This window comes from Anaeromicrobium sediminis, assembly GCF_002270055.1.
GTDB classification, from domain to species: Bacteria; Bacillota; Clostridia; order Peptostreptococcales; family Thermotaleaceae; genus Anaeromicrobium; species Anaeromicrobium sediminis.
In genome coordinates this window covers 1-17,408 of sequence record NZ_NIBG01000033.1, presented here as the reverse complement: position 1 = coordinate 17,408, position 17,408 = coordinate 1, and the positions used below count along the sequence as shown (strand labels likewise).

Sequence of the window (17,408 nt, the reverse complement as noted above, 5' to 3'; positions counted from 1 at the left end):
TAATAAATCATTAAATAGTTTATCAATATCTGTAATAATGTTAACTTCAAATCCTATATGATTTAATAAATCCCACTAGTGATTATGTGTACATATACTATAGTGAAATATAAAGAAAACATCAGAGGTGATATAATGAATAATTACGAATATGAAGATAATACAGATGCAACTGATTGTAATTCTATAAACAAACCTAACTTCCTCATAATTACAGTGGATGAGGATCGTTTTCCACCTGTTTACGAAACTGATGCAATCAAAGCTTGGCGCAAAACATTTCTAAGGGCACAGGAAATGTTGAAAGATAACGGTCTAGAGTTTAATAATCATTATGCTGGAAGTACAGCTTGTTCACCTAGTCGTACTACATTATATACTGGACAATATCCCTCACTCCACGGAGTTAGTCAAACGACAGGAGCAGCCAAAGTAGATTTTGAACCCGGTATGTTTTGGTTGGATCCAAATACTGTCCCAACTATGGGTGACTATTTTCGTACTGCAGGATATAGAACATTTTGGAAGGGTAAGTGGCATGCCTCTCAAGCAGATATTTTGATACCTGATACTCAAGACTCCTATATTAGCTATAATCCTGATACTGGTGTACCTGTTCCAATGAATGAGAGAATCTATCTTAATGCTAATCGTCTTAATGAATTTGGCTTTGATGACTGGATAGGCCCAGAACCTTTCGGTGGTAATCCACGCAATTCAGGTTCATCAGCTGCAATTGGTTTGAGTGGACGTGATATAGTCTACGCTCAAGAAGTTGTTAACTTAATTAATCAATTAGACGAAGAACGACAAAACTCAAATAACTTTGACTCTCAGCCTTGGGTTATCATGTGCTCATTTGTAAATCCCCATGACATTGCCCTATTTGGTGCTTTTACACGTATTAGTCCATTATTTAATTTTGAAATCGACCCATCGGTTCCTGAAATTCCTCGAGCCCCTACAGCTGATGAATTATTACTCACTAAGCCACAAGCTCAACGTAGCTACAGAGAGGTTTATCCGAAAGCTCTACAACCTTTGGAGGACACTTTATTTTACCGACAGCTTTACTATACTCTTCAACTGAAAGTAGATAGGGACATGCAGAAAGTAATCCGAGCTATAAAAAACTCTTCATTCTATAAAAATACTATTGTAATTTTCACATCTGATCATGGCGAAATGCTAGGTGCCCATGGTGGTCTATTCCAAAAATGGTATCAGGCATATGAAGAGACAGTTCATGTACCTTTTATTGTTCATAACCCTGTTCTTTTTAAGGGGCGCGAATCAACTAATATTCTTACTAGCCATGTTGACATTTTACCTACTATGCTAGGACTGGCAGGAATAGATGTGGCTGTAATTCAGAGGGCTCTTAGTAATAATCACACTGAAGTACATCCTCTTGTAGGCAAGGATCTATCTCCATTTATTATAGGGAAAGTTGAAGATCAATTCTTAGATGAGCCCGTTTATTTTATGACAGATGATAATTTTACCAAAGGCATTGACCAAACAACCCTTCTTGGAGTTCCATACACTTCAGTGATACAACCAAATAGCATCGAGACGGTTATTACTGCTCTGCCAACTGGTGAAGATAATGAAAAAGAAATTTGGAAATACTCCCGTTACTTTGATAATCCACAATTTTGGAGTAACCCAGGTTGTGAAGATAAAGTTGTTACTAAAAGCGGCTCAACACCTGTCTCCCCTGGAGTCACTTGCTCTACATGTATTACTACTATAAAAACCCGCCCTGTTCCTGATGAAATTGAATTTTATAACCTCACTAAAGATCCACTTGAATCTAGAAACTTAGCTGACCCTGAATTTTCTACTCCTGAAACAAGGGTTGTAGAACTAGTTCTTGCTAAAGCTTTAGAAGAACAATGTCAACAGAAGCGAATATATCCTAGTAGTGGAAATGTTCCCGGTAAACCATCATGTAGAACATGTACTCCAGATTACAAAGTTTAAAATTATAAAACTCCATTGCATCTGAAGTTTTATTGTTCTCACAACAAGTATAGTCAATCACCTTCTTACAAAGGACTATTTAGATATTTTAAAGGGAATGAAAATCAAAAATAATTGATTCCACATTCCCCTTTGATTTGTATAGTTAAATTATTAATCGATTACTTCTTCCTCATCTAACTCTGTAGGTAAAATGATATTTAAAATAATACCTACCATGGCAGCAAGGGCCATTCCCACAAGTCTTACTTCAGTATAACCAATTTTTATAGGAATGACAGCTCCTCCTAAACCGAAAACTAAAATAACAGCAATAATAATCATATTTCTAGATTTTGAAAAATCTACGTTATTGTCTACAAGTGTTCTAGCACCTATAGAAGCGATCATTCCAAATAAAATGATTACAGCACCTCCGATGACAGGCTTAGGAATTGTACTTGTAAAAGCATTTAACTTTGGAATCAATCCTATAAGTATTGTCATAACTGCAGCGATTCTCATAACCTTCGGATCCCATACTTTTGTAAGGGCTAAAACCCCTGTGTTTTGAGAGTAGGTTGTGTTTGCTGGGCCACCAAAAAAGGCTGATACGGAAGTAGCTAAACCATCTCCAATAAGGGTTCTATTTATCCCCGGGTCTCTAGCTAAATCTTTCTTTACTACTCCGCTCATTGCTAACACATCTCCTATATGCTCTACAACGGTGGTAAGTGCAATAGGAGCTACAATCATTATTGCACCTAAATTAAACTTAGGCATAGCAAAGTTTGGAACTCCAATCCAGGTAGCTTGGGCGATAGGAGAGTAGTCTATCTTGCCCAGAATCACTGCTAATAAATAACCCGCTCCAAGTCCAATAATAACGGGAACAATTTTTAAAAATCCTTTACCATACATGGATATTCCAATAATAACAGCTAATGTTACCATAGATAATAACCAATCTTGAGATGCCATTTTGATTGCATTAGGAGCAAGAGTCATACTGATTACGATAATAATGGGACCAGTAACAACTGGTGGAAAATATCGAAGTATTTTTTCTGGCCCATAAATGGATATAAGCCATGCGAAAATAATATAAATAATTCCAGCTACAACAATACCTCCTCGAGCATAATCAAGACCGTATAACTCCCCAGCTAGAATGACTGGTGCAATAAATGAAAAGGATGAACCTAGATAAGCAGGTACTTTCCCCTTCGTAACAAAATGAAAAAGCAAAGTTCCAATACCAGACATCACAAGGGCTACACCTATATCAAGGCCTGTTAGTATGGGAACCAATACGGTAGAAGCAAACAGAGTGAATACATGTTGGATACCAAGGGTAATCCCTTTAAGTGGCCCCAGGGTACTAATGTCCTCAATTGGAGCATTACTTCTCTTTCTTACATTACTCATTTCTTTTCCCCCTTATTTATGAATTTTTGTTTTCAAACCCATGTGTTTCATCAACTTCTGTGCTACATGATAAGTCAATCTTACTTAGAAATATACTCTATTGATCTGTGAATTTCTTTGTTATAGTTTGATGAATATTTTTGATTTTTTTAATAATTATTATGGATAGTTAATAAAAATACCTATTATATATTTTTTCTAAGTAAAAAAACTTCCAGTATTTTTGAAGGATATTATAAATAAATATCAAAGTATTATATTTGTCTCAATTTTTCATTATATTGAAAAACATAAGGAGGAAACTTGTTGAGAATAAAGATTAGAAGTAAAATCACTATTATAATGCTCATATTAATTATTATCTCTGTTACAACATTAGGATTTTTAACCTACGATGACTCAAAAGAAATAGTAATTAATCAAATAAAATTAAGTAATTATAAAACTTTACAAAATGTAAATGATTATTTCTTGAAAAATTTTATGTATGATATGGAGTATATTATTAATTATTGGACTTCAAAGGATGAATTGAAAAATTATCGCAATCATGCTAATCAACCTAAAATGGTTACATCTATCCCTAAACATTTCAAACCCATATCAGACCAATGGACAGGCTATGCTAGTTCAAGCCCTGATATCGCTTGGATATATTTAGGTGTAGAAGAAGATGGTTCCATTTTTATTACGCCTATAGACTCCACCATGCCTGATGATTATGACTGCCGAACTAGAGAATGGTATCAGGCTACAGTAAAAAATAATAATAAAATCATTTGGACAGAACCCTATGTGGATGCAGGTGAACTTGGAAATGTTATTGTAACTGTAGCAAAAGCTGTTCACAAGGATGATCACCTAGTGGGTGTACTAGGTATGGATATCAAATTAAAAAAATTCTCAGATATTATTAATGATATTCAATTTGGCGAAAATGGTTATCTTATGCTTCTTAGTAAGAATGGAGATGTTTATGCTCACCCAGATAACAAAATGCTTACAAAGAATATAAGTGATAAAGAGTGGGTAAAAACAATCCTTTCTAATGAACAAGGAACAGATATACATACATGGAATAATGAAAAAGTAGTTATCTCTTATCTAACAGTACCCAATACGCAATGGAAACTTGTAGGAGTGAATCCAATAAACATTGATAAGGAAGTTGCTCCCATAAAAAATAGATTCATTTCTATTGGCATATTTAGTATGATCATAACTTTAATAATAGGTTATTTTTTATCCTCCATTATCATCAATCCTGTAAATAATATGATGAAAGTAATTAATCAAGTATCTACCCATAATGATTTTAATGTTCGTGTAAAAATCAAATCAAAGGATGAATTTAAGATTCTAGGTGAAAATTTTAATAATATGATCCAGAAAATCAGGGACCTTCTTGAAGAAAGGAACATTCATGTTCAAGAGCTTGTAGACAAAAATAAGGAAATATTATCACAAAAAGAAGAACTTCTTGCTTATTCTGAAGAGACAGAAGCCATGAATGAAGAACTATTAAACCTTCTAGATGAAGTGAGAAAAAATTATCTTTCAACAGTTAAAGTTCTTGCAAATTCTATTGAGGCAAATGACAAATATACACATGGTCACTGTGACCGAGTTAGAAATTATTCAATAAGCATTGCCAAAGAACTGAACATGAGCCAAACAAAGATCAACGTCCTTGAATTTGCTAGTATTCTCCATGACATAGGAAAAATAGGTATTCCAACTTCTATTATTAATAAAGAGGGCAAGTTAACAGATGAAGAGTTTAAATTAATCCAGGAACACCCTCAAATTGGCTATAATATCCTAAAAGCTGTAGATTTTCTTGAAGAAAGTAGAAATATCTTACTCCAACATCATGAACGTATTGACGGTAAAGGATATCCCCTTCAATTAAAAGGAGATGAAATTAATATATTAGCAAAAATACTAATAGTTGCAGATGCATATGATGCCATGACAAGTACCAGACCTTACAGAAAAGATCCCTTAACAACAGAAGAAGCCATTACACAACTTCAGTTAGGCAAAGGAACTCAATTTGATGAAAGAATAGTTGATGTATTTTTAGATCTTCTAGCTAAAAATGAAATAGCATCTTAATCAATCTACATAAAAAAATAAAGACAGGCTCGATAGCCTGTCTTTTTTACAAATTTACTTTCATTATTCTTCTATTAGCTTTGCTTTTTCTAATAATTTCTTTGTTACAACGGCACATTGTGCACGGGTAGCATAGTCCTTAGGATTAAAGAACCCCTTTTCATCTCCCCTTATAAGTCCATTTTCAACTGCAATGGTTGCACTTTCCTTTGCCCATGCGCCAATATTCTTTGAATCTTTAAAGTATTTTAATACTTCCTCATTTCCCTCTGATTTTCCTACCTCTAGGAGTTTTAATGCCTTTACAATAATAACTGACATTTCTTCACGACTAATGAGTTTATTAGGTCTAAATGTTTTATCACCATATCCTGTCACAAGGCCTAGATCTACTGCTGTTTTCACAGTTTGGGCAAACCATTCATCTCCCTCTACATCTTTAAAGACTTTCGAAGAATCATTTGAATCAATTTTAGGTTCTACTCCTAATGCATTTATTAACATGGTAACATATTGAGCTCTAGTTATATCTTTATCAGGCATAAACCTTCCATCAGGCATACCACTTACAATAAGATTTGATGCAAGTAGATTAATATCATCCTCAGCCCAGTGATTTTTCACATCTTTAAAGATACGGCCATGTTTAACTAAGAAATATGTTCCATTGGTATTTTGATCAAATACAGCCCACCATTTCCCTTCACTATCCATGCGAAATTTTGTGGGAACTTCCTTATATTTTTCAGTTTTTAAATCATAAAACATTCCTACTAGTTCAGATTTATCAGCTTCTTCTTCTAGGGGAATCCAACATTGAAATTCACCTTTACTAAAGGTATCTACACTTATATTCGCCTCTTCTGTTAATCCTTCTATCATAAATCTAATAGGTTCTCCTATAACGGAGAGATTTAGATTAAACATATCATGAGTTATTTTCTCTAGATTTTTTCTAAACTCTCGTCTAATGGATATATCCATACTAGAAGTTTTAGGATTAACTGTAATCTCTGATAAATTAGTCAATGAGATTGGCCATATATATTTACCTCTTGGAGTATTTATTTTAAGTTTCTTATCCTTTTCCTTTTCATAAAGATTATGATAAATACCAGCTGAAAGTTTCACATGAAATCTATCATAATCTAAATCAGTATTTAACTCAATAGTATCCTTATTTTTATCTAACTTTTCTATTCCATAATTAAATAAAGTTTCATCTATATTGAAAAAACCTACCGTTTCCAAATCTCCAACAGGCACCTGAAAAAATTTCGATATAAATCTTAAGTCAATACTATTCTCGTCCACAGATTGCTCACCGTTTGTTCCCGTCTTAATAGAAACAAATTTCTCTATATCTACATCCTTCATATCAATCTTTACAATATCATAGGAGGCTTCCTTCATAATAGGAGTAACACCAAAGGCCACTACCCTACCATGATTTCTAGTAAAGTCTCTTTTAGATACGTAATGATTATCCTTTATTGTATCACTTACTTTACTAATATACATTTTTCTATCCGTACCATACCACAAATTGTATCCTATGGCATTTGGAACCTCATCCCATGAAAATACAAATTGGCCCTTATCATTTAAGTCTATTTTTAAACTATCATTTAGCTTTATGTCTATTTCATATTTTGAAGGATATTTATATATAGTGTTATTCCTATATTTATAAAGATACACTTCTCCATCAGTACTTGTTAACACAAGGTCCGGGTCAAAGGGGAAGTCTACTATCTGCATCTGATAGTAAAATTCATAGGCGTCTATTCCCTTCTTAGTGTATGCATATTTTCCATTAACATGTACAACCTGGTTATTATGGAATGGACCTGATGTCATATCACTAGTTTTCACTTGAAATTTACCCCAAAATAGATATTCATCATTTTTAAAGAGCTGGTTTTCATTACTATTGTTCTCTGAACTCTTGTATTTTTTTACAACTGTATAATCTTTTGTACTCAATCCAATTAATTTCTCAAATCCCTCATTACCAATATACAAAATCTCATTATCCCTATCAATTAATAAATCTGCTCTATGATATACCTCATCACCTATGGCATATGAATAATCTTTTTCCCTATCATATACATAAATCTTTTGATCGTCAGATCCAAGAAAATATCCTCCAGTATAGTAGATATTCTTATCATCTACTTGTATTTGATGGGGTCTAACATCTGTACTTATCTTACTTATCTTTCCCCTGTGCATATCGTCTATTATGGCTATTTTACTTTCTCCTTTTAGAGTAATATATATCTTATTATCATATATATCCATATCAAATGGTTTTTCCCCTACATACCGCTCATTCTTTATCGTTAAGTTTTTAGGATCTATAGTCAACAACTTACCAGTAACAGTTGATATAGCGTAGATGCAATCATTTTTTTCACTATACATCCAATTTTTAATTTCCATGTCAACAGGAAGTTCAGCTTGTGAGTTGTAATAGTTTACCGGTTTTTCTAGAGATATAGACTTTAAATCCATCTTTTTAATAGAATCAGTGAATCTATCATGATAATAGATAACATGATTACTATCCATAAGAGTTAGAAATGACTTAAAGGGTAGATCTCCAATCTTTAAAAAACTCTTTTTATCATATACGGCACTATTTGATAAAATATAATCATCCTTTACACAAACTATGGTTTCATAATAAGTTCCCTTAATATGCATATTATCTTTATCAAGCCTTTTCCTCCCGTAGAATATTTCACCACCTTGTATAAATACTTTATCTGACCAATCTCCAATGCTACCATAATGATGATCCCCAGTTGCTCTTAACAAACTATAATTTTTTAAATCTATGGCATGTAAATCATCTGTTCCTACATACATAATTCCTTTATCATTATCTATTAATATTTGTGCATCCCTATAAACTTTCACTATAATTCTTTCCGAGTTAGCAACAAAGCTCTTTTCTGAATCATTAGTCAAATCGTATTCATGCATTGGTGCTAGGCCTTCTTCAGTATAATATATCTTTTCACCATACTTAGCCAATTTATAAGGTCTATACTCTGTTTTTATCTCCTTATATACACTTTTAGTAGCTATATCTATTACGGATATTTTATTGCTTCCTGATAATGCAATATATAGTTTTCCATTATCTAATTTAATGTCAGTGGGATCTGAAAAGATTATTAATTCATCTTCTATTTCCAAAGTATCCTTATTAATAAACAAAAGCCTATTTTCCCATTTGGATATACCATATATATATCCTCTATCTTCATCTAATACCCATTCTGTAAGTTCCTTTCCACTCCATTTAGTATTAGTATCCTCTTCTAATGAACTAATCTTTTCTCTTTCAATTCGTGCACTGTATCTTTCATTTATATACATATACACATAATCCCCATCAGTTATGACATGAGTGGCTTGAAATGGCAAGTCCTTTACCTTAACAAAGTTATGTCTATTAAATATTGCCCATTCTGTAAATACATACTTGTCATTTACATGTAAAACATTAGTTATTTTATCTCCATGTAAAATTTGGTTTTCCTCTTTATAAAAAATGTATTTTCCATTAATCATATCTAAAGATAGGTCATAATTATTGTGTCCATATAACACATTATTGCCATCTATTATGATTCCTTTTCCACCGTCTGATTCCTTTGATTCATAAACTATATTGTAGTTATTAGTATCTATTCCATGCAAATATATATCACTTGTATATAAAATACCTGTATTTTCATCTATGGAAAGCTTTGGATTATAATGTCTTCGTATACTATTTCCATCTTTAACTATAATTTTTTCATTAGTCTTTTTTAAAATATCATAGACATAAATGGCAGAATCATAACCCATTTTAGTTCCATAAAAAATCTTTCCATTATATACTGATAAGCTAGAAGGCTTTTCCTCTACAGCTATTTCATTGGAAATACTTTTAGTTGAAATATCATATTCTACTATCGTATTCTTATCAATCAAAGTAAAATATAACTTATTACCTTCCATTTCCACATCTACAGCATTACCACCTAGCTCTACTTCATTAACTACCTTAAATTCTTTAGTATCCACTATTATTAAGGTATCATTATAAGGTCTACCTATCCAAGATGAAGACCCTCTTATGGCATATATATATTTATTCTCTATATCTATAACCCAATCATCTATATGTCCCAAACCGCGCCATTGGATCTTATCTATGACATTATCTTCTGCATTAACAAAATAGGTTGGAGAAATAATATTGCAAATCATTATTACAAATACTAATAATACTACACCCTGCCATAGTCTCTTCTCCATTAAAATCTCCTTTCTAATAGTAAAGTAGAACACTTTTAATGGGAGGCCACTGAAAAGTCATTTAACTGGAATTTAACATTAAATATATAGTATAATCCCAAATGAACACAACCATATATTGTATGTCAAAATCCAAGAATCATACTTTTTCAGTGGCCTCCCTTAATACAATATTACTTTTATTATTCTTCTATTAGTTCTGCTTTTTCTAATAATTTCTTTATTACAACGGCACTTTGGGCACGGGTTGCGTAGTCCTTAGGGTTAAAGGAGCCCTTTTCATCTCCCCTTATAAGTCCATTTTCAGCTGCTATTGCTGCACTTTCCTTTGCCCAAGAACCAATATCATTTGAGTCCTTAAAGGATTTTAATACGTCCTCATTTACATCTGTTCTTCCTTCTTCTAGGAGTTTTAATACATTTACAATAAGAACTGACATTTCTTCACGACTAATAAGTCTATTAGGTCTAAATGTTCCATCCTCATACCCTCTAACAATTCCTAGATTCACTGCCGTTTCTACAACATCAGCATACCAATCATCTCCATCCACGTCATGAAATGATTGGCCCGAGTTATTTTCAGGATGTAGTCCTAATGCAGTTATTAACAGGGCAATATATTGAGCTCTTGTTACATTATCATCAGGTATAAATTTTTCATGTGTCATACCCTTTACAATAAGCTTTGATGCAAGTAGGTTAATATCATCTTCTGCCCAGTGATTTTTCATATCTTTAAAGGTTTTATTATATCTAACTAGGGCATATGAGCCATTTGCATTTTGATTAAATATGGCCCACCATTTTCCTTCATTATCCTTATAGAATCTTGTAGGAACATGCTGATATTTTTTATTTTCTAGATCATAAAATATGCCCACTGTTTCAGATTTATCTGGTTCTTCTTCTAATGGAACCCAGCATTGGAAGTAGTCTTTACCAAGGTTTTTTACACTTAGTTTTCCTTCCTCTGTCAAAGCATCTATACTAAATCTAATTGGGTCTCCTATAACGTTTAGATCTAGATTAAACATATCATATACTATATTACCTAGATTTTCTCCCCTTTCTCTCCTAATTCCTATATCTATATAAGCACTTTTAGGATTAGCTGTAACCTCAGATAAGTTGATTAACGAAACTGGCCATGCATATTTACCTCTAGGAGTATTTATTTTAAGCTTTTTATCATTTCCTATCTCATAAAGATTATCATAAATACTACCTGAAAGATTTATGCTAAACCTATCATATTCTAAATCACTATTAAACTCAAAGCGTTCTACATTCTCATCTATTTTTTCTATTGCTGAATTGAATAAATTCTCATTTATTCTAAATATAGCTGCTAATCCACCATCAAGATCATATCCCATAGAAGATGTTGATGTAGAACTTAAGTCAATACTATTATCATCATTTATTTCATCCTGAGGAGAATTCAGTTTATCTATAACTACGCCCTTCATATCAACCCCCAACATTTCATAGGATGTTTCCTCCATAACAGGGGTAACACCAAAGTGTATTACTTTATCATATTGCCCCCTAAAGGTTCTTGTAGATACATAACTATTATCTTCTATTATATGGCTATTACCATTTAGTCTTTTAATCTTCAACTCCATATCAGTGTAATACCATAAATTGTATCCTATGGCATTTGGAACCTCATCCCATGAAAATATAAAATGTCCCTCATCGTTTAAATTTATCCTTAAGCTATCCTTTAGCTTTGGATCTATTTCATATTTTAAAGGATATTTATATATAGAGTTGTTAGTGTAGTTATAAAGATATACTTCTCCCTTATCATTGGTTAAAACAAGAGTAGGATCAAAGGGGAAATCTGCTATTTGCCTATAAATTTCATAGGCTTCTATTCCTTTTTCGTTGTACACATATTTCCCTTTAGCGTATAATACTCTGCTATCATAAACCCTGTCTAATGTTAAATCACTAATTTTGATTTTAAACTTACCCCAGAATATATATTCATCATTTTTAAAAAGTTGTCGTTCTTTAACATTGCTACGTGTATATTTAAATTCTTTTACAACCTTATAATCTTCTGTACTCACTGCAATAATCCATTCAGGATAGGTATTATTACCAATATACAAAATTTCATTCTCCCTATCCACTAGCAATTGAGGGTTTGAATAGGTTTTATCTCCCATGGTATATGAGTAACCCTTTACTTTATCGTATATATAAATCTTTTCATTGCTAGATTTGCCAGAATAGTATATATTACTTTTATCCACTTGTATTTTATAGGGATTAATATCTGTACTAATCTTACTTATATTGTCCTTACGAACACCATCAACTATAGCTATTTTACTTTCTCCACTCAAAGCAACATATATCTTGTCATTAAATATATCTATATCAGATGGACTCTCACCAATATAAATTTCATCTTTTACTGTAAAATCTCTAGCATCTATGAACAGTACCTTTCCAGTACGATTTGATATGGCATAGATATAATCATTATCTTCACTATAGACCCAGTCCTCAATTACCATACTAATAGGAAGTGAAGCTTCTGAATTATAGTAGTTTTTTGGCATATCTAAAGTAATAGAATTTAGATCTACTTTATTAATAGAACTAGTATTCTTATCATAATAATAAATAATATTATTACTATCTATAAGCATCTTTGATGAATCAAAGGGTAATTCCCCTACCTTTGTAAAACTGTTTTTATCATATACCGCACCATTTGAAAAGGCATAATCATCATTTACATAAATTATTTGCTCCTCATAACTGCCCTTAATATTCATATTATCTTTACTAATCCTCTTACCAGCGTAGAATATTTCATCCCCATTTATTAATACCTTTCTACTAGCACGATTAAAGTCATAGGAATGTTCGTAATCCGTTGTGCCTATTAAATTGTAGTTTTTTAAGTCTATGGCAAAAGCATCGTATGATGATCCTGCCTCACCTAAATACATGATTCCACTAGTATTATCTATTGCTATTTCCGCGTACATGTACAGGTCTCCGTAATTCTTATTTGAATTAATAACTAAATCTATTTCTGAATTATTAGTTAAATCATATTCATGAATTTTACTCCATTTATTTTCAACATAATATATCTTTTCACCATACTTTTCTAATCTATAGGGTTTAGTCTCAGTTATAATCTCCCTATCTAAACTTTTAGTATCTATATCAACTATAGCTATCTTATTACTTCCAGATAAAGAAATATATAGTTTATTATTATCTAATTCAATATCCGTTGGCTCTGAAAATATTATTAGTTCCTCTTCTATTTCTAAAGTATCCTTATTAATAAACAAAAGTCTATTTTCATCTTTTGATACTCCATATATATAACCCCTATCTTCATCTAATACCCACTGTGTAAGATCATTTCCACTCCATTTAGTATTGTTATCCACTAAAGAAGCAATCTTTTCTCTTACAATAGTTTTGCTACCTTTATCATACATATACACATAATTACTGTCAGCTAAGGCCCATTCTGATTCAATGGGTAAATCCCCTACCTTTATAAAATTATCCCTATTAAATATGGCACTACTAAAAAATACATAGGTATCATTTACCGTCAAATTAGAACCTGGCATAACTGGTGAATTTAAGTTGTACTGTCCATGGATCACATTTAGGGATGTATCATATTTCATATTTCCACCAAATACATCACTACCATCTATTAATATATCTCCATATATTGTGTCCTTAGATTTGTAGATAGTATCATAGTTATTAGGATCTAGTCCATAAATAGGGCCTCCTGATGATCTTTTCACATACAAGACTCCAGTATTTTTATCTATTGTAACCGTTGGATTATTAAGATCATCAAGAATTTTTTTATTGCTTTTCTCAGAAAGATCATATACATAAATTCCAGACTCATGCTGCATTCTATTTCCATAAAAAATCTTTCCATCATATACAGAAAGATTCAATGGATTTTTCTCTGTATCTATCCTGTTTAAAATACTTTTAGTTAAGATATCATATTCTATTATCTTATTTTCATCAATTAAAGTAATATACAGCTTATTATTGTAAATTTCCACATCCATAGGTTCACTTCCTAAATGAACTTCATTAACTATATTAAAGTCCTTAGTATCCACTGTTACTAGCTCATTTGAATACTTGGTTATGATATGGATGCAGTCATTCTCTATATCCATAACCCAATCCTTTATATATTTCCCCAGCCATACACTATCTAAATCATTAGCTTCTGCACTACTAAAGTAACTTGGAGAAATAATGTTGCAAAGGATTATTACAAGTAGCAAGCCTGCTATATGCTTTAATAAACTCTTTTTCATTAAAATCACCTTTCTAATAATAAAGTTGCTCATTTCAATTTTCGCATTATAATTTTCGTATTTAATTTTATTTCCCTGGGAATTATTTTGTATTTAAGAATTTAACAAAATTGATAAAAAAGATTTGATTTAGTAGGATGTGTTTTTAAAGATTATTTTCATGTTATTAAGTGGCATTATATTTTTTAAGACTAAATAACATTATACCAACATTATGTTAACTATTCTACTGGAAAAGTTACGTAGAAATGTATCCATTCCATTGCTAGACTTAAGGTGTAAAATCATTTTTACTCATAATAATCTAGACATAAAAATATCCTCATAATATTTTATTACAAGAGTATTTTTTATAATTTCAAATTTTCTGTTAATGATTCTAAAAGGACATATTTATTTCTCAATATCTATTTTGTCATCTGTCAAATTGTCATTGTTCTTTTCATCAAGACTCTTTTTTAATTCTTCAATTTGATTAGTACACAGTTTGTTTTCTTCTTCTAAATTTTTAATTTTCTTTGATTGTTCTTTTATTTTAAGCTGTAGTTTGATTTGTTTTATAACCCCTAGTAACATAACTATTACTGCTCCTAAAACGGAAGATATTAATATTACAAGGGCTTGAGAAACATTAAATTCAGCAAATAGAAAACTTATGACCACACTCTCAGAATTTTGTATAGCAAATAGTGCCACTAGTATTGCAAAGATCAAAGAAAAAATAAATCCAAATTGCATAAACTCCCCCCTCTTTATAAAAGTTCCTATTATAAATTCTAATTATTCTTTAATTAATTCTATTCCATATAATACAATTTATATTTGTAAGATTTCAACATTCACCTTATAATTCCTCCATATATTTACTATTTACATGAACAAAATTAAAATTCACCCTAAAAACTATAGTTTTATAAAATGAGTCACTTCTAATCTTTCCAATTAAAAGAGAACCTTTATATAGTCCTCCCATTTAGAATTCACTTTGGAACTTCTTTGTATATATATTAATTTACCCATGAGATTATATGTAAAACAAAATATAATAAGAATCTATTCTAAAAGTTCTTTTTTAACCACCTTACACATTTCACTTATGTATTTCGTATCCTTTAACTATACCATCCAAAACTGGATGTTTAAAGGAAGTAATTAAAATTCAAGTCCTCTATATTTTCACACAACATAATCTTATTTTCAGCAGGTGAGATTGTATTCTCCATAAAAACTTCCCTCCCCATACAAATTATATAACAATGTTATTTCTAATTTGTAAACTCATTGTATTCATATAATATTTCATAATATAAAAATGAATAAACTCTAAACTGAATTTTAAAATATCAATTTAGAGCTTATTTTAATCTATTTACTTCTTAATCAATATCCTTATTTCACCATATTCTTTGAAACAAATAAAAAGTGACTGAATATCCCCTATGGATTCAGTCACTTTTATTATTTCACACATATGATAGTTCATATTTTCACTATTCTAATCATAATTTACTTCTTCTAGCCACTCTTTCATAGTATTAAGGGCCAGTCCAATATTCCCAACTTGGCAATGATTTTGTGCTTGATCTTTTTTTGTAAAAATATAATCTGTAATTGATTTAGCATTTTTCAGGGCTTTTACTTGAAGATGATGCATTTTTACTGGAATGAGATGATCTTCTTCTCCCGTTAATTTACATCTATTTTTCAATTATATTCCTAAGCTCCATCAAATTAGAAATCTCATAAGTAGGGTTTATTCCCATTTTATTTACAATCTTATTCGGATTAAACCAACACGTATCTATACCAAAATTTATTCCACCTTGTATATCAGATGTTAAGCTATCTCCTACTATTAGTACCTTACTCTTGTCAGTATGCTTTATATTCTTTAGAGCATGTTCAAATATCTTAGGATCGGGCTTTGCTACCTGAACCTCTTCAGATACTACTATGTCTTCAAAATATTTTGCTATAATAGATTTTCTTATTCTATTATCCTGAACATCCTTAAGACCATTAGTAATTATGGTAAGTCTATAATCTTTATGCAGATCTTCTACAAGTTTTATACTATCATCGTATAAAAAGGATGCATAAGACAGATGATTCATATATGATTTTGCAAATTCACTTTCATCAAATGTAGCATTTAATTTATCACATAATCTTTTAAATCTTTCAACCTTTAATTTCTTCTGAGTAATAAGTCCATCTTCAAGTTCTTTCCATATGGCCGTGTTTATTTCCTTATATACTTTTAAATGATAGTTTTCATCATAATCTATATTAAACTCAAGCATAGTATTTTTAAGAGTATCTCTTTCAGATTTTTTAAAATCAAATAAAGTTTCATCTGCATCAAATATTATAATTTCATATTTCATAATAATTGTCCCCCTATAGTTAATTTTTTCTAGTGTAACATACAAACTTCTTTATAAAAACCCTTACTTAATTTAAGATTTTCTTGTCTATACTTATTAATATATAAGCTCCCCCTGTCCTTTACAATACTTTATAAATAAATTATCATGTTTGTATAAACTTTAATATGACATATGTCGTGTCAAGGAGGCTTTATGAGAAAAATTTCAGACAACAACCTTTTAAATCATTATATTGTAAAATATAATATAGAAAAAATATTTGATAAAGATATATTAAAACATGCACAACTTCATTTTTATGAAAAAGGCGAATACATATTAAAGGCAGAGTTTGACCTTGAATATTACTATTTAATTGTAGATGGAAAAACTAAAATATATTATCTTTTAGAAAATGGTAAATCCATACTTTTAAAATTTTACAAGGAATTTAATTCTTTAGGAGATATAGAACTTTTAAAAAACCTTCCTATACGATGTAATGTGGAAGCAATAGAAGATACATATTTAATAGGAATACCTTCAGATATAATCAGAGAAACTTCTTTAGATAACCCAAAGTTTTTACATCATTTAATAGACTCTTTAAGTGAAAAGCTTTATGCAACCTTAAATAATAGTTCATACAACCTTGCATATCCACTTATAAATAGATTGTCTAGCTATTTAGTTGAGCATATGACAGATACAAACTATATAATTTTAAATTCATCATTCAATGAAATTGCTCAATTCTTAGGAACAACCTACAGGCATTTAAATAGAACCTTTAAAAATCTTGAATCAAAGTCAATTATAAGGTGTGAGAATAATACCATATATATATTAGATGAAG

General features: G+C 30.8%; 9 protein-coding genes and 1 pseudogene. 4 read left to right on the top strand and 6 right to left on the bottom strand.

The features are described 5' to 3' along the window. Positions 1 to 135 precede the first annotated feature (135 nt). Entirely contained in the window at positions 136 to 1,986 is a 1,851-nt protein-coding gene (locus CCE28_RS20630; protein WP_095135939.1) for a sulfatase-like hydrolase/transferase, read from the top strand. A 153-nt stretch (positions 1,987 to 2,139) separates the two neighbouring features. On the opposite strand, the gene CCE28_RS20625 is transcribed toward CCE28_RS20630, so the two are convergent. Then, entirely contained in the window at positions 2,140 to 3,393 is a 1,254-nt protein-coding gene (locus CCE28_RS20625; RefSeq protein ID WP_095135937.1) for a uracil-xanthine permease family protein, read from the bottom strand. 306 nt (positions 3,394 to 3,699) lie between these two features. Between CCE28_RS20625 and CCE28_RS20620 the strand changes: the two genes are divergently transcribed. Beyond that, positions 3,700 to 5,511: an HD domain-containing phosphohydrolase gene (locus CCE28_RS20620; RefSeq protein WP_095135935.1), complete on the top strand. Its 1,812-nt coding sequence runs from the start codon at positions 3,700 to 3,702 to the stop codon at positions 5,509 to 5,511. 63 nt (positions 5,512 to 5,574) lie between these two features. Here the strand turns inward: CCE28_RS20620 and CCE28_RS20615 are convergent, their stop codons facing one another. The 5 genes from CCE28_RS20615 to CCE28_RS20595 form a co-directional block, all read right to left on the bottom strand. Next, positions 5,575 to 9,834 carry an S-layer homology domain-containing protein gene (locus tag CCE28_RS20615; protein ID WP_095135933.1) on the bottom strand — a complete coding sequence of 1,420 codons (4,260 nt, stop codon included), beginning with the start codon at positions 9,832 to 9,834 and terminating at the stop codon, positions 5,575 to 5,577. Between the two features lie 182 nt (positions 9,835 to 10,016). Further along, positions 10,017 to 14,183: an S-layer homology domain-containing protein gene (locus CCE28_RS20610; RefSeq protein WP_176461952.1), complete on the bottom strand. Its 4,167-nt coding sequence runs from the start codon at positions 14,181 to 14,183 to the stop codon at positions 10,017 to 10,019. A gap of 393 nt (positions 14,184 to 14,576) precedes the next feature. Then, positions 14,577 to 14,921 carry a LapA family protein gene (locus tag CCE28_RS20605; RefSeq protein WP_095135929.1) on the bottom strand — a complete coding sequence of 115 codons (345 nt, stop codon included), beginning with the start codon at positions 14,919 to 14,921 and terminating at the stop codon, positions 14,577 to 14,579. A gap of 757 nt (positions 14,922 to 15,678) precedes the next feature. Next, entirely contained in the window at positions 15,679 to 15,891 is a 213-nt protein-coding gene (locus CCE28_RS20600) for a hypothetical protein (RefSeq protein ID WP_095135927.1), read from the bottom strand. After that, the gene (locus CCE28_RS20595) at positions 15,881 to 16,552 is read right to left on the bottom strand and encodes a YjjG family noncanonical pyrimidine nucleotidase (RefSeq protein WP_408607055.1); all 672 of its coding nucleotides are present in this window, start codon (positions 16,550 to 16,552) and stop codon (positions 15,881 to 15,883) included. The genes CCE28_RS20600 and CCE28_RS20595 overlap by 11 nt, the downstream gene beginning before the upstream one ends. On the opposite strand from CCE28_RS20595, the pseudogene CCE28_RS23070 reads away from it, so the two are divergent. Together CCE28_RS23070 and CCE28_RS20590 are read left to right on the top strand one after the other, a co-directional pair. After that, positions 16,530 to 16,589 (top strand): annotated as a pseudogene (locus CCE28_RS23070) (hypothetical protein); the annotation flags it as partial. The gene CCE28_RS20595 and the pseudogene CCE28_RS23070 sit on opposite strands and share 23 nt — an antisense overlap. A gap of 176 nt (positions 16,590 to 16,765) precedes the next feature. Next, on the top strand, positions 16,766 to 17,408 hold a 643-nt coding region (locus CCE28_RS20590; protein ID WP_095135923.1), incomplete at its 3' end, for a Crp/Fnr family transcriptional regulator.